This is a genomic window from Afipia sp. P52-10 (assembly GCF_000516555.1).
In the GTDB taxonomy this organism is placed as follows: Bacteria; Pseudomonadota; Alphaproteobacteria; order Rhizobiales; family Xanthobacteraceae; genus P52-10.
In genome coordinates this window covers 789,236-806,826 of the sequence record NZ_AZSJ01000003.1, presented here as the reverse complement: position 1 = coordinate 806,826, position 17,591 = coordinate 789,236, and the positions used below count along the sequence as shown (strand labels likewise).

The window sequence follows — 17,591 nt, the reverse complement described above, 5'->3', positions numbered from 1 at the left end:
CCCTGTTGCCTCGCGGGCTTGGACGGCGGATTGTGCGGCAGGAGAGCGTCGGGGCGCCAGCCGGATACGCAATTTTTCCGTATTACGGAATTGGCTCAGTTCAGTCGGTTTGCGGAAACAGCGACATGAAGGGTCTGGCCTCTGCGACGGCGCGGGCGAAAGACGGACGCTGCATCAGCCGCTCGAAGTAGACGGCAACATGCTTGTGCGCGGTTTTGAAGGGATGAACTTTCTCGGCATAGAACAGCGCGGGTGCGGCGGCGCAGTCGGCCATGGTGAAGGTATCGCCGCAAGCCCATGGTCGTTCGGATAGCTCCCTGTCGAGTTGCGCATAGACGCCGGAAAGCCGTTCTCGCGCTCGCGCCACGCCGAGCGGGTCTTTCTGGTCCGCTGGACGCAGCCGGTTGCCGACGATCGCCTGCATCGGCTCGTTGACGTAGAGATCGAAGAAGCGATCGCGCAGGCGGACGTCGAGCGCCGCCTCCGTATCGTCCGGGATGAACGTCGTCTTTCCCGGATAGAAGCGCTGCAGATACTCGATGATGACGCTGGTCTCCGGAATGATGCGGCCGCGCGCATCGTCTTGCAGCACCGGCATCTTCAGGATCGGCCACAGCTTGGCGAACTCCGCACGCGCGGAGTCGCTGCCGAGGTCGATCAGCTTCTGGGTGAACGGCGTGTCGTTCTCGTAGAGCGCGATCAGCACCTTCTGACAGAACGAGGAGAGCGGGTGGGCGTGCAGCGTGAGCGACATAGATGACTCCCGAATGGATGTGCGGGGATCGCAGCTCGTCGGCTGCTGTTCGAGCCGACGGCGAAGCGGATGCGGGCGGCCGTGGCCGACAGCTCGAGCCCCTTGGTCAGGCAGGGGCGTAGCGCAGGATCACCGCACCGTTCGACAGCGGCCTTGCATCGAGCCGTCGCAATTTGGCGGTGCGGCCCGGCTTGAACAGGGGTGTGCCCTTGCCGAGGAACAGCGGCGTTACACAGATGCGGTACTCGTCGATCAGCCCCTCCTCGGTGAGACCCGCGGACAGATCGGCGCTGCCGAAGATGAAGATATCCTTCGGAATTTCGCGCTTCAGCCGGACGATCGCATCGTTCACCCCGCTATTGATGAGCTGCGTATTGGTCCAGCCCGGCTGCGTGAGGCTGCGCGAGGCGACGTATTTCGGCAGCGCATTCATGAAGTCGGCGATCTCGCCGGTTTCGGTCGGCCAGTGACTGGCCATCAGCTCGTAGGTGACGCGACCGAACAGCAGCGCACCAGCGCTCCTTCCCTGCTCGATCGACAGTTGCTCCAGATCCTCGCCCCAGAACGCGTTCAGCCAGGAGATGTCGCGACCGGGCCCTTCCATGTAGCCGTCGAGCGTCACCAGATTCCACATGATCAGCTTGGCCATGAGCACTCCTTTACTGATTGCAATTTGCAACTGGTTGCAAGGTATCGAAACCGATGCGAAAATGCAAGCAGTTTAATTTGCGAAGCGCAGCAGAGCTCTGCGCGCAGAGAAAGCAGCGATGAACGAGCAGATCCGATCTGGATGTCCGATCAATCTCACCCTGGAGGTGCTCGGCGACAAGTGGAGCCTGCTGATCATTCGCGACATGATGTTCGGCAACCGCCGGCATTTTCGCGAACTGTTGACGAAGTCGGAGGAGGGCATCTCCTCCAACATACTGGCCGATCGCCTGAAGACGCTGACGGAGCAGGGCATCATCACCCGGGCCGACGATCCGACCCACAAGCAAAAAGGCATTTACAGCCTGACCGAACGCGGCATCACGCTGCTGCCGGTGCTGGCGCAGATGGCGGCGTGGGGACGCAAACACCTGCCGGTGACGGAGGCATTGTCGATCCGCGCGCAGCTTCTGGAGGAAGGTGGGCCGAAGCTGTGGGCCGAGTTTCAGGACGAACTGCGGGAGACCCATCTCGGCATACGGGCGCGCAAGCGAAAAGGGCCGACCGTGTCCGAGACGTTGCAGAAGGCCTATGAGGATGTGGTCAGGCGCAAGGCGCAGGCGGGCTGAACGCGTCTTGCCGCCCATCAGTCCCGTAACGCCAGGGCGAACAGCGCCGTCGCCGTCAGCGCGGCAACCGTGCGAACGTGATTCCACCAGACCCAGTCGGACAGATAGCGGGTCCAGACCTGTCGGCCCTGCGGACTGTCCGGTCCGACCTTGGCCAGCGCGTCGTTGAGCGGGACGTTGCAGCGCATGGTCACCAGGAAGGTGCCGAGGCCATAGCTGAGGCCGCCCGCCAGCGCAAAGATCGCGCCGGTCTCCGGCAACCGGAACAGGGCGGCAAGCGCGATCCCGATCCCGAGTGCGGCCGTGCCGACGAAGATCGCGAGGAAGATCGGATTGATCACGACGACGTTGATCGACTGCATCGCCGCGATGGCGGCCGTCGGTGCGATCTTCGCCAACGCCTTCATAATGAAAGCCGAGAAAGCGAAGAACGTGCCGGCGATCAAGGCTGCTCCGAGCAGGGCGGCGAAGACTGCGATCGCAAACAGATCCGCCATGTCGTCCTCCGCTCTCTCGTCGCGCCAGCACCACGATAGCTTATTTCTTGCGCCGGTAATTGGCCGTCATGAAGTGGTTCCAGGTGCCGTCGGCGCCGAGCACCTGGGATTTCATGATCCGGTGATCGTCGGACACCCACTCGACGATATCCTGATACTTCGCCAACGTGCCGTCGCCTGCGAAGCTTGGGCCCTCGCTGTCGAGCGTGAGCACCCGGCCGTTGGCGTCGAGCGTGCCGTCATAAAGCCAGAGGTTCGGCATCAAGGATGCGATGAAGGTGCCGACGAAACGGTTCTTTTGCGGATCGAAGCCGAGCGTGATCCGCGACACCGCATGAGCGTTGCACGGCGTTTCGCCTTCGCCTTCGCCCAAGACCCACAGATCGCCGATCGGCTTGACCTGCTCGATGCTTTTGGTCGTCACCGGCGGCTCCCCGGGGGCCATCACGCACTCGGTCTCGATCTCCCAGGCGCCGACCATGCGTTGCAGCCACTGGTGCTCCTTGAGCGGTGTCGGTGTCATCGCGTCCATAACAATCTCCTTGGTTGGATGGGATTCGTGGGTGGTGGAGGTGATTGCGGTCGCCGCACCCGCACCGGGTGGCCGGCGAACGGGTTCAATCGCGAAACGGAATGAGGGCACGCACCCGGGCATCCCGCAGCCAGAGTCCGCCCCAGATCAGCAGCGCCAGATAGACCCCGAACAGGGTGTGCGTGAGCAGCGGGCTGTCCGCGCGCACATGCACGTAGATCGCGCCGCCGATGTAGCCGGTCAGCAGGATCGCGCCGAGGACGGACGTGCGCGGCACGGCATAGAGGAGCGTGCAGGCGAGCGTCAGCACGCCCAGCGTCCGCGCGAGATGGGTTGGGATGCCGAGCTGCAGCGATGTGTCCGTGACCACTTGCAGCGGGACGAGCTTGATGGCGCCGTCGAACAGCAGGAACATTACGACGAGACCGCTGATGATGCGGCCGGTCCAAAGCGCGCCCGACGAAACCTGCTGGTCGCGCAGGGGCGGGGAGGAAGGTTCGGCGATGACCGTCATGGGGGTGCTCCTTGTGTCGGGGCCGTCAGGCCAGAGCTTGTGTCAGATAGCTGTCGAGCTGCTCGAAGGTGCCGGCAAAGCCCTGCTGCATCGACGGGAACATGCCGAGGAAGATCTCGTACTCGGCGTCGGTCGGATCAACCGGGCCGCCGCGCAAGGTCAGCGCGGTCTGATCGCCTGTTTCGGTCAGCGTCAGCGTGTTGTGGACGCCGAGCGGCCACGTCTCGCTGAAGGGGGCGCGGATCACGCTGCCGGCTGCGTCGGCAAACGAGGTGACGAAAACAAGCTTTTCGGGCGCGGTCACCTCGCGATAGACGAAGCGGCCGAACATCGCCGGCGCTCCGCCGAATTCCATCGCATAGTGGAAGATGCCGCCCGGCCTCACGTCGAGGGCGATGACGCGAAGCGTGCATCCCTTCGGTCCCCACCATCGCGCGAGCGCATCGGCGTCGGTCCACGCCCGCCACACTTGCGCGCGCGGCGCGTTGAAGGTTCGCGACACGACGAATTCCTGGCGCGCATCTTGGAGTGTTTCGGTTACGGACATGGCGACTTCTCGATGGTGGATGTCATACGGGCTTCGGATGAATCGGATTCCGCACGGCGCGCGGATGGCGGGCGCGCCGCGCGGAGGCGTGTCACTTCGGCGGCAGCGGCGCGTGCATGATCCAGCGGTGGTTGAACGGATCGATCACCCCGGCAAAGCGGCCGCCCCAGAACATGTCCGCGGGCTCCGTCATCACCCGCGCCCCGGCGTCGGCGGCACGCTTGAAGGCCGCGTCCAGTTCCGCCGGCGTCTTGAAATGCAGGGCGATCGCCACGGGTGAGGAGGCTTCGCTCGGCGGCGCACTGGAAGCGTCGTATTCGGGGAAGGCGTCCGACATCAGCACGCGTCCACCGTAGATGGAGATGTCGGCGTGCATCAGCCGCTTGCCGTCTTCGGCCGGCAGGCGCGCATTCTCAGTGGCGCCGAAAGCCTTTGCGTAAAAGGCGATCGCCTCGTTCGCCCCCTTGACGGTGAGATAGGGGGTGATCGGCGGCATGTCGTTTTGATCGGCCATGGTCTGGTCCTTTCGATGCGAGATCAGGTGCGTTCGGCGACGAGGGTTTCGAGCAAGGCCGCGAGCCGGTCGAAAGTTTCGTTGGCGCCGTGTTCGACACCGGAGTTGAGATGCGCGTCGCGATTGTCCTGGTTGGCATGCTCGACCACGGTGTGCAGCCGGGTCTTGCTGGCCTGCTCGGTCAGCGTCATCGTCACCAGGGCGTACGGCGTGATCAGGTTAGTGGTCTCGTAACGCTCGGTGTGAACGATCCGCTCGGGCCTGACGATCTCGCGATAGACCCCGGTCATCGTGTGGTCGACGCCGTCGGCCCCGCGCATGGTGTAGCGATACGTTCCGCCGACGCGCAGGTCGATGTCGCAGACGGCGAGGGTGAACTGCGCACAGCCGTACCAGCGCCGGACATGATCGGGATTCGTCACCGCCTCCCACACCAGGTCGCGCGGCGCATTGAAACTGCGGCTCAGCGCAAATGCACGCTCCGACGGGGTGGTGATGAACAGGGTTTGATCATTTCTTGCGTCCATGAGGTCTCTCCTTTGCTGATGGTTTGCGCGCCCGCTTCCCCGTCGTGCTCGTCTGTATCCCGGTGAGAAAATCCTCGAGCCGGTCGAGCCGCTCCTCCCAGAACTGCCGGTAGCGATCGAGCCAGTCGTCGATGCCTTTCAAGGCTTGCGGCTCGATCCGGCATGGGCGCCACTGGGCCGCGCGGCCACGCGTGATCAGGCCGGCATTCTCCAGCACCCGCAGATGCTTCGACACCGCCGGGCCGCTCATGGCGAATGGCCTTGCGAGATCGTTGACCGTGGTTTCTCCCATCGCCAGCCGCGCCAGGATCGCACGCCGGGTCGGATCGGCGAGGGCTGCGAAGGTCCTGGTCAGGCGGTCGGGCATGTTCATAGAACCAATCGGTTAAATAACCTTTTGGTTAAGTACAGGCCTGCGCGTCCGGAGTCAACCGGCAAAGCGCATGCGGCCCGTTCTTTTTGCGCGTTCTCTGTTGCGGCAGGATGGCAAGAAAAAATGCCCGTGCGGCGGCACGGGCATTTGCAGGCAAACGATGGTCTGGCTCGTCAGCTGTCGATGCTGACCTTGAAGCCGCCGAAGATCATGCGCTTGCCGTCGAACGGCATGGCTTCACCGGCCATCATCTTATCGAGACGCGGGTCCTTCATCACCTTGGCATTGACCCGGTCGCGATGGGCGCGCGACTTGTAGACGATGTAGGAGAAGAACACGGTTTCGCTCGGCTTCAGCTTGACGCTGCGCGGGAACGAGGTCCATTTGCCGACCTTCACGTCATCGGCAATACACTCGCGGAATTCGAGCGCGCCATGCTCCTTCCAGACCTTCGCAGCCTTCTTGGAAATTCTGAGATAGTCTTTCACTTTCTTCTTCGGAACCGGAACGATGAAGCCGTCGACGTAAGGCACCAGATGTCTCCTTGCTTACGGGGGTGATGAAAGGTTCAGCCGGCTGCGGCATGGCAGCACGACGCACTCTTCGGACTTTCGTATTCGTCGTTGCGCTTGACCCAATCCATGATCGTGGTCTCGTTGCGGCCCTTGGGCGTGATGTCGAGATAGATGAACGCGCCGATCACCTCTTCGTTGCCGCGCGCATAGGACGAATAGGTGTGAAACACGTCGCCGCTTGCGTCCTTGTAGAACACGCTGAGGCCCGGCAGTTCGTCGAAGCCCTCCACCAGGTCGTAGTTGTAGTCGACCTTGCCTTGCGCGAGCTGGTCCTTGGTGAAGGAGACATGAAAATCATAGTTGAAGTCGCTGTTCCAGGACGAGACCCAGTCGGCGCTCCAACCGAGGCGTTTCTTGTAGGCGAGCAGTTTCTCCAGCGGCGCGCGGGAGACGCGGACATAGGACACGTCGTGATTGCGCAGGTGGACCAATGCGCCCTCGGCATGGTCCGCCTCGAGCGAGCAACTGGCGCAACCTTGGTCCAGGTCGTGCCGCCACATGAAGTGATGCACGATCAGCTGGCTGTTGTTCCCGAACAGCTCGGCCAACTCCTTCTGCCCGTGCTCGGTGTCGAAGACGTAGGTCTTGTCCAGCTTCACCCAGGGCAAAGCGCGCCGCTCGGCGGCGACAAGATCGCGCATGCGCGTCAGCGCCTTCTCGTTCTTCAGATGGGCCTTGCGGGCGGCGAGCCACTCGTCGCGGGATACGATGGCATGTTGCATGGTCGTCAACTCCCTTGAAAGATCCCAGCCCGTTTCGTCGGTCTCGGTGTTTGGCGTTGCGTCGTGTGGGTGCGGCCGCGCTGCGGCTTAGCGTTAGGCCGCCGCCGCCGGGAACGGATCGCGCCACGCCGCCAGCGCGTTCAGCCGATCGTGCCAGCGCACGATCTCGGGGAATTCATCGACCGGGATTTTCGCCCGTTCGGCATAGGGCAGCGTGACCGCCACGGCGAAGTCGGCGATCGTCAGCGCATCGCCGAGCAGGTAGCGCCTGCCGCGCAAATGATCGTTGAGGACGCGGCCGTACTGGCGGAACGCGGCGGTGGCTTGCGTCACCGCTGCGGTGTTGAGGTCGCCGAGGGCAAACTGTGGCTTGATGATGTACTCGAAATACAGGTCGCCGGTATGGCGGGAGAAGTGCTCCGCATCCCAGCTCAGCCAGCGCAACACCTCGACCTGCTTGCCGCCGTCGTCGGGCCAGAGGTCGGAGGATGCGGCGCGGGCGAGGTAGGCCATGATCGCGTTGGCCTCCCACAGCGTCGTGTCGCCATCCTGCAGCACCGGGACCTTGCCATTGGGATTGAGCGCGAGAAAGTCCGGGGTCTGGTGCTCGCCCTTGCCGAGGCGGATATGCACATAGGCGAGGGGAGCGCCGACATGCTTCGCCAGTGCGCACACCTTTCGCGGATTCATCGTCACGTCGTAGTAGAGCTTCATGACCGTGCTCCTCGTCGGATGCGTCAGGCAAACATCGCTTCCAGCTTGTCCATCGATCCTGTCCAGCCGCGGGTGTGGCCCGCCTTCGTGGCCTCGTCGAACAGCTGCTCATGCAACAACGTCAGCAGGGTGTGATCGCCCTCGCGCTTCAGCGTGACGGTGACGAGCGATTCCCGCTCCGGCGTCGTGTACCAGGCCCAGCTGAAGACGAGCCGCTGGTTGGGCACGACCTCGCGATAGACGCCGCCGACCCGGTGGTACTCGCCGTCCTCGCTGTTGAAGGAGACCTGGAAGCTGCCCCCGGGGCGGACGTCCATCGTCGCCTCGACAGTGTCCTGCAGCACCACGCTCGGTCCGAACCAGCGGGCTATTTTTTCCGGTTCGGTCCAGGCGGCGTAGACCCTTTCGGGCGCGGCGTTGAGCCGCCGTTGGAGGGTGAGGCTGGGTTTGACGGCTGCGGGAGCGGCTCGCATGGATCGTCCTCTTCGAGAAATGCAACGAGCTTGTCGAGCTTCTCATTCCAGAAGCGCGCGTAGCGATTGAGCCAACCGGCGGCGGCCTGCATGGCGGCGGCATTGAGGTTGCAGGTCACCTTCCGGCCGATCTTGGTGCGGGTCATCAGCCCGGCATCGGTCAGCACGTCGATGTGCTTCATCACCGCCGGCAGCGACATCGCGAACGGCTTCGCCAGTTCGCTGATCGACAGCCCGTCGGTCGCCTCCAGCCGCGCCAGCAGCGCGCGCCGGGTAGGATCGGACAGCGCCGCAAACGTCTTATCGAGCGGGTCGGCTTGATAGTAAACCATACGGTTAAGTATAGACCCGGCATCGGCCGCGTCAAGAGAGCCGCAGGATCACCGCAAGCCGGCATGGCCCGCGCGACTGAAGCGGGAACCCGAACCTCTGGACGTCAGCCGCCTGTCATGCGGCGGCAGCCGCGAAACCGTCCCACGCAAGCATCGCGTTGTCGGCCACGGCGAGCAGCGATTTGCGTGACGCGCCATCGCGCGCCAGGATCGACATGCCGTGCTGGACGCTCGCATAGAACGTGGCGATGGCGCGCGCGTCGGCTGTGACCGGCAGTTCACCCGCGGCGATGGCGCGCTCGATGCGCTGCCGCAGTTGCCGTATGTTGCCGGTGCGCTGCTCGCGCAAGGCTTCGCAGACCGCGGCGTTACCCTCGTCGGCGTTGAGCGCGCTGAGCACGATCATGCAGCCGCGCGGCTTGCCGGGCCGCGAAAAGCTCTCGGCACTGGCACGCAGCATGGTGGCGATCGCTTCGCGCGCGGTCGGCGCCTGATCGAGGCCGGACCAGATGTCACAGCCCTCGCTGCCGCTGTAGAGTGCGACCGCCTCGCGGAACAGGTTCTCCTTGCTGCCGAACGCGGCGTACAGGCTCGGCGGATTGATCCCCATGGCGCGCGTCAGATCCGCAAGCGACGTGCCGTCATATCCCTTGGCCCAGAATACAGTCATCGCCTGCCGCAGCGCGGCCTGCCGATCGAAACTGCGCGGGCGGCCCCGTTCCGCCATGATCGTTCCTTTCTGTAATATTCAATAAATAAATCTCTTGACCTCGGCTGACAAGCGCATCATCTGTTTATGTATCGATTGATACATAAAAGGAGAGGCCGATGTCTCGTCTCGAAAACAAGGTTGCACTGGTCACTGGCGGTAGCCGCGGCATGGGGGCGGCAATCGCCCGGCGGCTGGCGAAGGATGGTGCCAATGTCGCGGTGACCTATGTGCGTGCTGCGGACAAAGGGCGTGGAACGGTCGCCGAGATCGAGCGCGCCGGCCGGCGGGGTCTGGCGATCGCGGCCGACAACACCGATCCCAAGGCGGTGCAGGCTGCGGTGGAGCAGACCGCGGCGACCTTCGGCAGGCTCGATATCCTGGTGAACAACGCAGGCATCTTCGTCGCCAAGCCGATCGATGCGCTGACGCTGGAGGAGTACGACGAGACGCTCGCGGTCAACGTGAAGTCCGTGTTCGTCGCATCGCAGGCGGCCGCACGGCACATGCGTGAAGGTGGCCGCATCATCACCATCGGCAGCAATCTCGCCGCACGCGTGCCGGGCGCAGGGCTCAGCCTTTACAGCCTGAGCAAGGCGGCGCTGGTCGGTCTCACCAAGGGCCTTGCGCGCGATCTCGGACCGCGCGGCATCACGGCCAACATCGTCCAGCCGGGCTCGACCGACACCGACATGAATCCGGCCAATGGCGATCACGCGGATGCGCAGCGCAGCCTGATGGCGATTCCGCGCTTCGCCGAACCCGGCGACATCGCCAGCATCGTCGCTTGGCTCGCAAGCGAGGAGAGTCGCTTTGCCACCGGCGCGGCCTTCACCCTGGACGGCGGCGCCAACGTATGAGCGGCAGTGCCATAGGCACCGCTGCGCCGGACCGAGGTTCGCCGACGCTGGCCATTGCCGTGCTTGCCGTCGCGATGTTCATGGCGGTGACCACGGAGTTCTCCGTGGTCGGGCTGTTGCCGGTGCTGGCCCGCGACTTCGACATCTCGCTGGCCCGCGCCGGCTGGTTCGTCACCGCATTCGCGGTCGCGGCCGCCGTGCTGGGGCCGCTGCTGACCATGGCCGCCTCGCGCTACGCGCCGCGCCGTGTCCTGGTGGTCGCCGTCCTGGTGTTTGCGCTGGGCAATGCGGTTGCGGCGCTGACACGAAGCGGCACGGTGGTGCTGGCCGTACGGATCGTCCAGGGTGGCCTGCTGCCGGTGCTCGCCAGCATCGCCATTGTCAGCGCAGCGCGGCTTGCGGGGCATAGCCGCGAGGGCTGGGCGTCGGCGCGTGTCAATCAGGGGGTGGTCGCGACTGCGGTGCTCGGTGTGCCGCTGACGGCAATGGTCGCGGAGCGGCTCGGCTGGCCCGCGAGCTTTGGCGGGCTGGCGATGCTCGGGCTTGTCGCCGCAGGGCTGATCGGAACGCTGTTCCCGCGGCTTGCAGGCGATCCGCCGGCATCGTCACGGGCCGCCGTCTCGCTCCTGGCGCGACCGCGCTTTCTGGCGCAGCTTGCGTTGGCCGGTGTCCTGTTCACGGCGATGTTTGCGGCTTACACCTATATCGCACCGCTGTTGTCGCTGGTCGGAACGCTCGATGGCGTCGCTGTCGGTTGGATGTTGATGTTGTTCGGCTTTGCGGGCGTCATCGGCAACGCGATCGCGGGACGGGTTGCGCGTTCCGATCCGGTGCGCGTCTCAGCGATCGGGTCCGGTGCGCTCGCGCTGGTCATGACGCTGCTGCCGTCGGCGGGCGGGCATCGGCTTGCGCTCGTTGTTCTCGTCATCGTCTGGGGAGCGGCCCACACCGCTGCGTTCGTGTTCTGTCAGGTCGGCGCCATGGTAGCCGGACGCGATGCACCCGCCTTCGCGATGGCGCTGAACATCTCCGTCTGCAACCTCGGCATCGCGCTCGGCGCGCTTGCCGGCGGCGCGGCGGCGGATCGTTTCGGCACAGTGGCTGCCGGTTATGCGGGAGCGGCGTTGGCGGTTGTCGCCGTGCTTGTCGCCGGCGCGATCATCATCGTCCGGCCGCAGGCCGCCCTCAGCGGCCGAGAGCTGCCTTCACCAGATTGACGGCATCGTCGCTGGCCCATTCGGCCGGCCCGGCCAGGGTGCCGATCTCGCAGCCGTTGGGGTCGATCAGCAGCGAGGTGGGCATGCCAAAGGCCTTGCCGACCATTTTAAGATCTTGGAAAACCTTTGCTTTCTGGTCGCTGAAATAGCCGAGCGCGGTGATTCCAGTCTCCTTCAGGAAGCTTTTCGGCTTGTCGAGGTCGCGGGTGTCGATGTTGACCGCCACCACCTCGAAATCGGTGCCGCCGAGCTTGGCCTGCAGCGCATCGAGGGCGGGCATCTCCTTGCGGCACGGCACGCACCAGGTCGCCCACAGATTCAGCAGTACGGTCTTGCCGCGCCAGTCGGACAGCTTCTTCTGGGCGCCGGAGCCGTCCTGGAAGGTCAGGTCAGGAACCAGCAACGGCTTGCTGGCGGGAGTGACGGCGGCGACTTCGCCCTTGGCGAAGGGGGCGACCTTGCGGGCCAGATCGAACGAGGCGCGGCAGACGGGATCGCCTGCATTGCGCGTCAGGCCCTTCATCCCGTATACCCCGGCCACGCCAGCAACGATGCCGACAGCGAGAGCGCCCGCAACGATCGCAACCCGGCGCGATGCTGAACGCGGTGTTTCGGGAGTCTGGCCGTTCACTGTCATGATCGCTGTCGTGCTCGCTTTCGGTTGAGCGTTACGGGGATGCTGGCATACGGTTTAGCAGGTGAGGCGTGAGCAGCAAATTATGAGCAACAAGATGTGGGGTGGCCGCTTCGAGGGCGGTCCCGACGCGATCATGGAAGCGATCAACGTCTCCATCGACGTCGATCGCCACCTCTACGCGCAGGATATCGCCGCGTCGAAGGCGCACGCCGCAATGCTGTCCGCCCAGGGAATTATCGCGGCGGACGATGCAAAAAACATCGCCCAGGGTCTAGACACGATTCTGTCAGAAATCACGCAGGGAACCTTCACGTTCAAGCGAGCGCTGGAAGACATTCATATGAATGTCGAGAGCCGGCTTGCGGAGCTGATCGGTCCCGGCGCGGGGCGCCTGCATACGGCGCGGTCGCGCAACGACCAGGTGGCGACCGATTTCAAGCTCTGGGTGCGCGACACCATCGATGCGCTCGACACAGCGCTGGCCGAGTATCAGCGGGCGCTGGTGGAGCGCGCGCTGGAGCACGCCGACACGGTGATGCCGGGCTTCACGCATCTGCAGACCGCGCAGCCGGTGACCTTCGGCCATCATCTGCTGGCCTATGTGGAGATGGCGGCCCGCGATCGCGGCCGCTTTGCGGATGCGCGCAAGCGGCTGAACGAAAGCCCGCTCGGCTCGGCGGCGTTGGCGGGGACATCGTTCCCGATCGACCGCTTCGCCACGGCGAAGGCGCTCGGCTTCGATCGGCCAACCGCGAACTCCCTCGACGCGGTGTCGGATCGCGACTTCGTGCTGGAGACGTTGTCCGCGGCGGCGATCGCTTCCGTACACTTGTCGCGCTTCGCCGAGGAGATCGTGATCTGGACCTCGCCGCTGGTCGGGCTCATCCGTCTGTCGGACAAGTTCACCACCGGCTCCTCGATCATGCCGCAGAAGCGTAATCCGGACGCCGCCGAACTGGTCCGGGCCAAGACCGGCCGCATCATCGGTTCGCTCAACGCGCTCTTGATCGTCATGAAGGGGCTGCCGCTCGCCTATCAGAAGGACATGCAGGAGGACAAGGAAGGGGCGATGGATGCGCTCGGCGCGCTGGCGTTGGCGATCAATGCGATGACCGGCATGGTGCGCGATCTGATCGCCGATAAAGCGCGGATGGAGCAGGCGGCGGGTGACGGCTATGCGACGGCGACGGACCTGGCCGACTGGCTGGTGCGGACGCTGAAGATGCCGTTCCGCGAGGCACATCACGTCACCGGCCGGATCGTCGCCAAGGCGGCGGAAGCCGGCGTCGCCCTCGATGCCCTGCCGCTGGCCACCATGCAGGTGGTCGAGCCGCGCATCACGGCGGAGGCGCTGGCGGTGCTGTCGGTGCAGAGCTCGGTCGCCAGCCGGACCAGCTTTGGCGGCACGGCCCCGAAAAATGTCCGTGAACAAGCCGAAGCCTGGCGCAAACGCCTGGAAAATGACGCGATTTCCCGGTGAAGGGAAGCTCGGACGGCATTTTCGGGGCTCGCTATCGCAGCGCAACCTTTGTATGGTGCCGCTGCAACTTGGGGATTTTGGCGTGAGTGGCATGGTGGGATCCGGAAAGCTAGCGCTGGTTGGCATGGCGCTGATCGCGCTCGCGTTGGGCGGCTGCGGCCGCAAGAGCGGTCTTGACCTGCCGCCCCAGGCGGCCGCGCAACCGGCAGCGGCTGGCGACACGGTGCAGGCGCCGCGGTCGTCGAATCCCTTGAGCGTGTTCGACACGGAAGACGACGACAGGCCGGCTGCCGCTCCTCAAGGGCAGAAACGGCGTATCTTCCTCGACAATATTCTCGACTAGACACTCTCGGCTGGACATTCTCGACGCGATTTCGATCGCTCCAGAACCTTACAAGTTCGACCATGCACCATTTCGACTACCGCGACGGCGAACTGCACGCCGAAGGGGTCAATCTGAGCAGCCTTGCGCGCACCGTTGGCACGCCGTTCTACTGCTATGCGACGGCGACGCTCGAGCGGCACTACCGTGTGTTCGCGGAGGCCTTTGCCGATGTGAACGCGGTGATCTGCTACGCCATGAAGGCGAATTCGAACCAGTCGGTGCTGAAGACGTTCGCCCGGCTCGGTGCCGGCGCCGACGTGGTCTCGGGCGGCGAATTGAAGCGGGCACTGGCGGCGGGCATCTCGCCGGACAAGATTCTGTTCTCCGGCGTCGGCAAGACCGCATCCGAACTGCGGATGGCGCTGGAAGTCGGCATTCTGTCGATCAACGTCGAGTCGGAAAGCGAGCTTGCGCTGCTGTCGATGCTGGCCGCCAACGAAGGGCGCACCGCGCGCATTTCGCTGCGGGTCAATCCCGACGTCGATGCCAAGACGCACGCGAAGATTTCGACCGGCAAATCCGAGAACAAGTTCGGCATTCCGCTCAGCCGCGCGCGCGAGGTCTATGCCCGCGCCGCCAAGCTGCCGAACATTCGCGTCACCGGCGTCGACATGCATATCGGCAGCCAGATCACCGATCTGGAGCCTCTGGAGAATGCGTTCACCGTGCTCGCCGACTTCGTGCGCGTGCTGCGCAGCGACGGGCATGCGATCTCGCATATCGATTTCGGCGGCGGGCTCGGCATTCCCTACCATGCGGATCGCGAGGCGCCGCCGGAGCCGAAGGCCTATGCGGACGTGGTCAAGCGCGCGGTGAAGGGCCTCGATTGCACGCTGCTGTTCGAGCCGGGCCGTTTGCTGGTTGGCAATGCGGGCATCCTGGTGACGCGCGTGCTCTACATGAAGCCCGGCGAGGCGAAGAACTTCGTCATCGTCGATGCGGCGATGAATGATCTGGTGCGGCCGACGCTGTACGAGGCCCACCACGATATCCTTCCCGTGCGGCAGCCGCCGGCGGGAACGCCGATGCTGATCGCCGACGTCGTTGGTCCGGTCTGCGAGAGCGGCGACTACATGGCGCAGGATCGCAGCATGCCCGAGCCCAAGGAGGGCGACCTGCTGGCGATCATGAGCGCGGGCGCCTACGGCGCGGTGCAAGCCGGCACCTACAACACGCGCGCGCTGGTTCCAGAAGTTCTGGTCAATGGCGCCCAGTATGCGGTGGTGCGGCCGCGGTTCGAGGCCGAAGACATCATCGCGCTCGATCGCGTCGCGCCCTGGCTGAGCAACCAGTAACCCGCACAGCACGAATCACCGCAGCATGCCGCCGTCGATCGGGATGACCGTGCCGGTCACGTAATCCGACAGGTCGGTGCAGAGGAACTCCACCACCTTTGCGCAATCCTCCACGGTGCCTTGGCGACGCAGGGCGATGCGCGCGGCGGGATCGCGATTGGCGCCAACGCTTCCCGGAATGACGATGGCCATGATCCGCCCGGTGGCGATCGAGCCGGGCGCAATGCAGTTGGCGGTGATGCCGAATGGACCCAACTCCTGCGCGAGATAGCGCGTGTAGTGGGCGATCGCGGCCTTGGCCGCACCATAATGCGCATAGCCGCCGTCGCGCGATGGGCTCAGTCCTGCGGTGGAACTGACCGTGACGATGCGGCCCGAGCGCTGTTCCTTCATGTGCGGCGCGACCGCGTTGACGAAGTAGACGGTGCCGTAGAGGTTCATGCCGACGACGAGATGCAGCAGCGCCGGATCGAGCGTGCTGGCCTTGGTTTCGACCGGCTTGCCGCGCCCGCCGCCGGCATTGCAGACGAGGATATCGATGCGGCCCCACCTCTTGGCGACATCGGCGACCATGGCATTCACCGCGGTTTGATCGTTGGCGTCGAGTTCGTAGCCCAGCGCGCTGCCGCCGGCCGCCTCGATCTCCGCCACCGTGCTTTCGCCGGTCATGTCTTTCGCTTCGGCTTCGAACTCGGCGTAGGATTTCAGGCTGAGGTCGCAGAGCGCGACCTTCGCGCCGAGCGATGCGAGCCTGCGTGCATAGGCGCGGCCCAGTCCGCGCGCAGCTCCGGTGACGATGGCGACCTTGCCGTCGAGCTTGCCCATGAATTCCCCCGATGTCGCTTGTTGTTGTGAGCTACCTGTAGCAGGCAGCGCCATCCGTCAGTGTTGCGAAATCGGGTCAGTCCCTTGCGTATCGGACAGGACGCCTACGCGTTGGGCTCGACGTCGAGCCGCGCCACCCACCCCTTCAACGCAGCGTTCGGCGCGGGATAGCGCTCCAGCACCTTCGGATCGTGTCCCGGCACGATGTGCTTCACCGACGACGCGAGCGCCTTCAGTTTGCCGTAGCCGGCGATCGCCTCCTCGGCGTTGTAGGTGATCGGAAACACCTTGTTCTGCTCGAAGTGCTCGTAAAGATGGATGCCGTCGGAGGCGAGCACGACATCGCCGCGGGCGGTCTTCACCCGCACCGCCTGCAAGCCTTTCGAATGCCCGCCGATGTGATGCACGGTGATGCCCGGCGCGACCTGGTCCTCGCCGTCGTGAAACGTCATACGTCCGGCGTACACCTTGCGCACCAGCGCCGTGACATCGTCCGCTTCGAAGGCAATCCGCATCTTTTCATCGCACATGCAGCGCCCGGTGGCGAACGCCATTTCGCAGTCCTGCAGATGATAGCGGGCGTTCGGAAAGGCGTCGTAGTTGCCGGAGTGGTCGTAGTGCAGGTGGGTGATGATGACGTCGTTGACGCGGTCGGGGGCGAAACCCGCCGCCTTCAGCGCCTCCGGCACGGGCTTCAGGATCGTGCGCTCGCGCCGCTTCGCCATCGCTTCGTCGAAGCCGGTGTCGACGACGACGATGCGATCCTTGTTGGCGACCGCCCAGACGTAGAAATCGAGCGGTTGCGATGGTTCGTGCGGGTCACCATCGATGAAGTTCAATGCCGCGCTGCGCGGGCCATGGTGGGCATATTTGACGGCAAAGACTTCGTAGGTATCGCTCATTGCTGTCGCCCCCGCGCGCTACTTGGATAGGCCTTGCGGCTTGATGCCGTTGACCTCGACGCCCGCCGCCTTCTCGATCGGCTTGATCGCGGCGGTGAAGTCGGAGTCCGGTCCCATCTCGCGGATCACCGTCTCCCAGAGCCGGCCGACGGCTTCGGCCACCTCCATCGACAAGCCCATGCCTTTCATCTCTTCCAGGCACAGCCGCACGTCCTTCACCATCAATCCGGTGGCGAAACCGAAATCGAAGGTGCGCGGCAGCACCGACTTCGGAAACTTGTCACGGCTTGCGGTGTTGAGGCCGGAGCCGGCGTTGATCACGTCGATCATCACGTTCGGGTCGAGGCCTGCCTTGACGCCCATCACCACCGCTTCCGAGGTGGCGACGATCGCGGTCGCCGACAGGTAGTTGTTGGCGAGTTTCATGGTCTGGCCGGCGCCCGGCTTCTCCGAGATGAAGAACACCTTGCCGATCACGTCGAGCGCGGGCTTCAGCCGATCGAACTCCGCACGCGGGCCAGACACCATCACCGCCAGCGTGCCTTTCTCGGCGCCGCCGACACCGCCGCTCACCGGACTGTCGATCTGCACGATGTTCTTCTGCGCCAGAAGGTCGTGGATTTTCACGGCCATTCGCGAGCCGGTGGTCGACAGATCGACCAGCCGCTTGACCCGCTTGCCTTCGATCACGCCGTCCTTGCCAGTCGCGACCGCCAGCGAGATGTCGAGCGACGGCAGGCTCGCCATCACGGTTTCGGTGCGGTCGGCGACGTCCTTCGGCGAACTCGCCGCCTGCGCGCCAAGCGCGACCAGCGTGTCCACCGCTTCGCGGCGGGTGTCATAGACGGTCAGCGTATGGCCGGCCGCGACGAGGCGGCGGGCCATGGGCAGGCCCATCTTGCCGAGGCCGATGAATCCGATGTCCATGGG

General features: G+C 64.6%; 25 protein-coding genes. 6 read left to right on the top strand and 19 right to left on the bottom strand.

All coding sequences use genetic code 11. The features are described 5' to 3' along the window. Positions 1-100: 100 nt before the first annotated feature. On the bottom strand, positions 101-754 hold the full coding sequence (locus X566_RS05080) for a glutathione S-transferase family protein (protein WP_034464051.1): 654 nt from the start codon (positions 752-754) through the stop codon (positions 101-103). Positions 755-860: 106 nt separating this feature from the next. Continuing rightward, on the bottom strand, positions 861-1,403 hold the full coding sequence (locus tag X566_RS05075) for a dihydrofolate reductase family protein (RefSeq protein WP_034464048.1): 543 nt from the start codon (positions 1,401-1,403) through the stop codon (positions 861-863). A gap of 118 nt (positions 1,404-1,521) precedes the next feature. Between X566_RS05075 and X566_RS05070 the strand changes: the two genes are divergently transcribed. Beyond that, a complete protein-coding gene (locus X566_RS05070) occupies positions 1,522-2,031 on the top strand; it encodes a helix-turn-helix domain-containing protein (protein WP_034464045.1) in 510 nt (169 codons plus the stop codon). Positions 2,032-2,048: 17 nt separating this feature from the next. Here X566_RS05070 and X566_RS05065 read toward each other — a convergent pair whose 3' ends face one another. The 13 genes from X566_RS05065 to X566_RS05005 all read right to left on the bottom strand — a co-directional run bounded on the left by X566_RS05065 (position 2,049) and on the right by X566_RS05005 (position 9,078). Next, positions 2,049-2,528: a DUF1772 domain-containing protein gene (locus X566_RS05065; protein WP_034464043.1), complete on the bottom strand. Its 480-nt coding sequence runs from the start codon at positions 2,526-2,528 to the stop codon at positions 2,049-2,051. 40 nt (positions 2,529-2,568) lie between these two features. Then, a complete protein-coding gene (locus X566_RS05060) occupies positions 2,569-3,060 on the bottom strand; it encodes a DUF1579 domain-containing protein (protein ID WP_244434681.1) in 492 nt (163 codons plus the stop codon). A gap of 85 nt (positions 3,061-3,145) precedes the next feature. Further along, the gene (locus tag X566_RS05055; RefSeq protein ID WP_051443886.1) at positions 3,146-3,574 is read right to left on the bottom strand and encodes a DoxX family protein; all 429 of its coding nucleotides are present in this window, start codon (positions 3,572-3,574) and stop codon (positions 3,146-3,148) included. Positions 3,575-3,599: 25 nt separating this feature from the next. Further along, on the bottom strand, positions 3,600-4,121 hold the full coding sequence (locus X566_RS05050; protein WP_034464042.1) for an SRPBCC domain-containing protein: 522 nt from the start codon (positions 4,119-4,121) through the stop codon (positions 3,600-3,602). Between the two features lie 91 nt (positions 4,122-4,212). Continuing rightward, positions 4,213-4,635, bottom strand: coding sequence for a VOC family protein (locus X566_RS05045; RefSeq protein WP_034464040.1), 423 nt, complete (start codon positions 4,633-4,635; stop codon positions 4,213-4,215). 23 nt (positions 4,636-4,658) lie between these two features. Beyond that, positions 4,659-5,162 carry an SRPBCC family protein gene (locus X566_RS05040; protein WP_034464038.1) on the bottom strand — a complete coding sequence of 168 codons (504 nt, stop codon included), beginning with the start codon at positions 5,160-5,162 and terminating at the stop codon, positions 4,659-4,661. Next, entirely contained in the window at positions 5,146-5,535 is a 390-nt protein-coding gene (locus X566_RS05035; protein ID WP_409337810.1) for an ArsR/SmtB family transcription factor, read from the bottom strand. The genes X566_RS05040 and X566_RS05035 overlap by 17 nt, the downstream gene beginning before the upstream one ends. A 173-nt stretch (positions 5,536-5,708) precedes the next feature. Next, positions 5,709-6,068 (bottom strand): DUF1428 domain-containing protein, encoded by a 360-nt coding sequence (locus X566_RS05030; RefSeq protein ID WP_034464036.1) that lies wholly within the window; start codon positions 6,066-6,068, stop codon positions 5,709-5,711. Between the two features lie 35 nt (positions 6,069-6,103). Continuing rightward, a complete protein-coding gene (locus tag X566_RS05025; protein ID WP_034464033.1) occupies positions 6,104-6,832 on the bottom strand; it encodes a thioredoxin family protein in 729 nt (242 codons plus the stop codon). Positions 6,833-6,925: 93 nt separating this feature from the next. Then, positions 6,926-7,546, bottom strand: coding sequence for a glutathione S-transferase family protein (locus X566_RS05020; RefSeq protein ID WP_034464032.1), 621 nt, complete (start codon positions 7,544-7,546; stop codon positions 6,926-6,928). Positions 7,547-7,569: 23 nt separating this feature from the next. After that, positions 7,570-7,917 (bottom strand): SRPBCC domain-containing protein, encoded by a 348-nt coding sequence (locus X566_RS05015; protein ID WP_244434766.1) that lies wholly within the window; start codon positions 7,915-7,917, stop codon positions 7,570-7,572. Then, positions 7,914-8,351 (bottom strand): helix-turn-helix transcriptional regulator, encoded by a 438-nt coding sequence (locus X566_RS05010; protein WP_034464028.1) that lies wholly within the window; start codon positions 8,349-8,351, stop codon positions 7,914-7,916. Before X566_RS05010 ends, X566_RS05015 begins: the two co-directional genes overlap by 4 nt. Positions 8,352-8,466: 115 nt before the next feature. Continuing rightward, complete coding sequence (locus X566_RS05005) at positions 8,467-9,078, bottom strand: TetR/AcrR family transcriptional regulator (protein WP_034464027.1); 612 nt, start codon at positions 9,076-9,078, stop codon at positions 8,467-8,469. A 101-nt stretch (positions 9,079-9,179) separates the two neighbouring features. Between X566_RS05005 and X566_RS05000 the strand changes: the two genes are divergently transcribed. Together X566_RS05000 and X566_RS04995 are read left to right on the top strand one after the other, a co-directional pair. Further along, entirely contained in the window at positions 9,180-9,920 is a 741-nt protein-coding gene (locus X566_RS05000) for an SDR family NAD(P)-dependent oxidoreductase (protein ID WP_034464026.1), read from the top strand. Further along, the gene (locus X566_RS04995) at positions 9,917-11,137 is read left to right on the top strand and encodes an MFS transporter (protein ID WP_051443885.1); all 1,221 of its coding nucleotides are present in this window, start codon (positions 9,917-9,919) and stop codon (positions 11,135-11,137) included. The genes X566_RS05000 and X566_RS04995 overlap by 4 nt, the downstream gene beginning before the upstream one ends. Here the strand turns inward: X566_RS04995 and tlpA are convergent. Further along, on the bottom strand, positions 11,106-11,774 hold the full coding sequence (gene tlpA / locus X566_RS04990) for a thiol:disulfide interchange protein TlpA (protein ID WP_051443884.1): 669 nt from the start codon (positions 11,772-11,774) through the stop codon (positions 11,106-11,108). The two genes, X566_RS04995 and tlpA, sit on opposite strands and share 32 nt — an antisense overlap. Before the next feature lie 82 nt (positions 11,775-11,856). On the opposite strand from tlpA, the gene argH reads away from it, so the two are divergent. The 3 genes from argH (at position 11,857) to lysA (ending at position 14,934) form a co-directional block, all read left to right on the top strand. Beyond that, a complete protein-coding gene (argH, locus tag X566_RS04985) occupies positions 11,857-13,254 on the top strand; it encodes an argininosuccinate lyase (protein WP_034464023.1) in 1,398 nt (465 codons plus the stop codon). Between the two features lie 52 nt (positions 13,255-13,306). Beyond that, positions 13,307-13,597, top strand: a complete 291-nt coding sequence (locus X566_RS04980) for a lipoprotein (RefSeq protein WP_034464020.1) — start codon at positions 13,307-13,309, stop codon at positions 13,595-13,597. A 62-nt stretch (positions 13,598-13,659) separates the two neighbouring features. After that, complete coding sequence (lysA, locus tag X566_RS04975; protein WP_034464017.1) at positions 13,660-14,934, top strand: diaminopimelate decarboxylase; 1,275 nt, start codon at positions 13,660-13,662, stop codon at positions 14,932-14,934. A gap of 15 nt (positions 14,935-14,949) precedes the next feature. Here lysA and X566_RS04970 read toward each other — a convergent pair whose 3' ends face one another. The 3 genes from X566_RS04970 to X566_RS04960 all read right to left on the bottom strand — a co-directional run bounded on the left by X566_RS04970 (position 14,950) and on the right by X566_RS04960 (position 17,588). Next, entirely contained in the window at positions 14,950-15,759 is an 810-nt protein-coding gene (locus X566_RS04970) for an SDR family NAD(P)-dependent oxidoreductase (protein WP_034464015.1), read from the bottom strand. Positions 15,760-15,863: 104 nt separating this feature from the next. Then, on the bottom strand, positions 15,864-16,661 hold the full coding sequence (locus X566_RS04965) for an N-acyl homoserine lactonase family protein (RefSeq protein ID WP_034464013.1): 798 nt from the start codon (positions 16,659-16,661) through the stop codon (positions 15,864-15,866). A gap of 18 nt (positions 16,662-16,679) precedes the next feature. Further along, positions 16,680-17,588: an NAD(P)-dependent oxidoreductase gene (locus X566_RS04960; RefSeq protein WP_034464011.1), complete on the bottom strand. Its 909-nt coding sequence runs from the start codon at positions 17,586-17,588 to the stop codon at positions 16,680-16,682. Between the last annotated feature and the right edge of the window lie 3 nt (positions 17,589-17,591).

Excerpts from the sequence above, each read along its gene's own strand:
- X566_RS05040 (WP_034464038.1), bottom strand. The coding sequence starts at position 5,162 with ATGGACGCAAGAAATGATCAAACCCTGTTCATCACCACCCCGTCGGAG.
- argH (WP_034464023.1), top strand. The coding sequence starts at position 11,857 with ATGAGCAACAAGATGTGGGGTGGCCGCTTCGAGGGCGGTCCCGACGCG.
- tlpA (WP_051443884.1), bottom strand. The coding sequence starts at position 11,774 with ATGACAGTGAACGGCCAGACTCCCGAAACACCGCGTTCAGCATCGCGC.
- X566_RS05020 (WP_034464032.1), bottom strand. The coding sequence starts at position 7,546 with ATGAAGCTCTACTACGACGTGACGATGAATCCGCGAAAGGTGTGCGCA.
- X566_RS05025 (WP_034464033.1), bottom strand. The coding sequence starts at position 6,832 with ATGCAACATGCCATCGTATCCCGCGACGAGTGGCTCGCCGCCCGCAAG.
- X566_RS05080 (WP_034464051.1), bottom strand. The coding sequence starts at position 754 with ATGTCGCTCACGCTGCACGCCCACCCGCTCTCCTCGTTCTGTCAGAAG.
- X566_RS05060 (WP_244434681.1), bottom strand. The coding sequence starts at position 3,060 with ATGGACGCGATGACACCGACACCGCTCAAGGAGCACCAGTGGCTGCAA.
- X566_RS05010 (WP_034464028.1), bottom strand. The coding sequence starts at position 8,351 with ATGGTTTACTATCAAGCCGACCCGCTCGATAAGACGTTTGCGGCGCTG.
- X566_RS05035 (WP_409337810.1), bottom strand. The coding sequence starts at position 5,535 with ATGAACATGCCCGACCGCCTGACCAGGACCTTCGCAGCCCTCGCCGAT.
- X566_RS05045 (WP_034464040.1), bottom strand. The coding sequence starts at position 4,635 with ATGGCCGATCAAAACGACATGCCGCCGATCACCCCCTATCTCACCGTC.
- X566_RS04980 (WP_034464020.1), top strand. The coding sequence starts at position 13,307 with ATGGTGCCGCTGCAACTTGGGGATTTTGGCGTGAGTGGCATGGTGGGA.
- X566_RS04960 (WP_034464011.1), bottom strand. The coding sequence starts at position 17,588 with ATGGACATCGGATTCATCGGCCTCGGCAAGATGGGCCTGCCCATGGCC.
- lysA (WP_034464017.1), top strand. The coding sequence starts at position 13,660 with ATGCACCATTTCGACTACCGCGACGGCGAACTGCACGCCGAAGGGGTC.
- X566_RS05055 (WP_051443886.1), bottom strand. The coding sequence starts at position 3,574 with ATGACGGTCATCGCCGAACCTTCCTCCCCGCCCCTGCGCGACCAGCAG.
- X566_RS04995 (WP_051443885.1), top strand. The coding sequence starts at position 9,917 with ATGAGCGGCAGTGCCATAGGCACCGCTGCGCCGGACCGAGGTTCGCCG.
- X566_RS05050 (WP_034464042.1), bottom strand. The coding sequence starts at position 4,121 with ATGTCCGTAACCGAAACACTCCAAGATGCGCGCCAGGAATTCGTCGTG.
- X566_RS05065 (WP_034464043.1), bottom strand. The coding sequence starts at position 2,528 with ATGGCGGATCTGTTTGCGATCGCAGTCTTCGCCGCCCTGCTCGGAGCA.
- X566_RS05075 (WP_034464048.1), bottom strand. The coding sequence starts at position 1,403 with ATGGCCAAGCTGATCATGTGGAATCTGGTGACGCTCGACGGCTACATG.
- X566_RS04970 (WP_034464015.1), bottom strand. The coding sequence starts at position 15,759 with ATGGGCAAGCTCGACGGCAAGGTCGCCATCGTCACCGGAGCTGCGCGC.
- X566_RS05000 (WP_034464026.1), top strand. The coding sequence starts at position 9,180 with ATGTCTCGTCTCGAAAACAAGGTTGCACTGGTCACTGGCGGTAGCCGC.
- X566_RS05070 (WP_034464045.1), top strand. The coding sequence starts at position 1,522 with ATGAACGAGCAGATCCGATCTGGATGTCCGATCAATCTCACCCTGGAG.
- X566_RS04965 (WP_034464013.1), bottom strand. The coding sequence starts at position 16,661 with ATGAGCGATACCTACGAAGTCTTTGCCGTCAAATATGCCCACCATGGC.
- X566_RS05005 (WP_034464027.1), bottom strand. The coding sequence starts at position 9,078 with ATGGCGGAACGGGGCCGCCCGCGCAGTTTCGATCGGCAGGCCGCGCTG.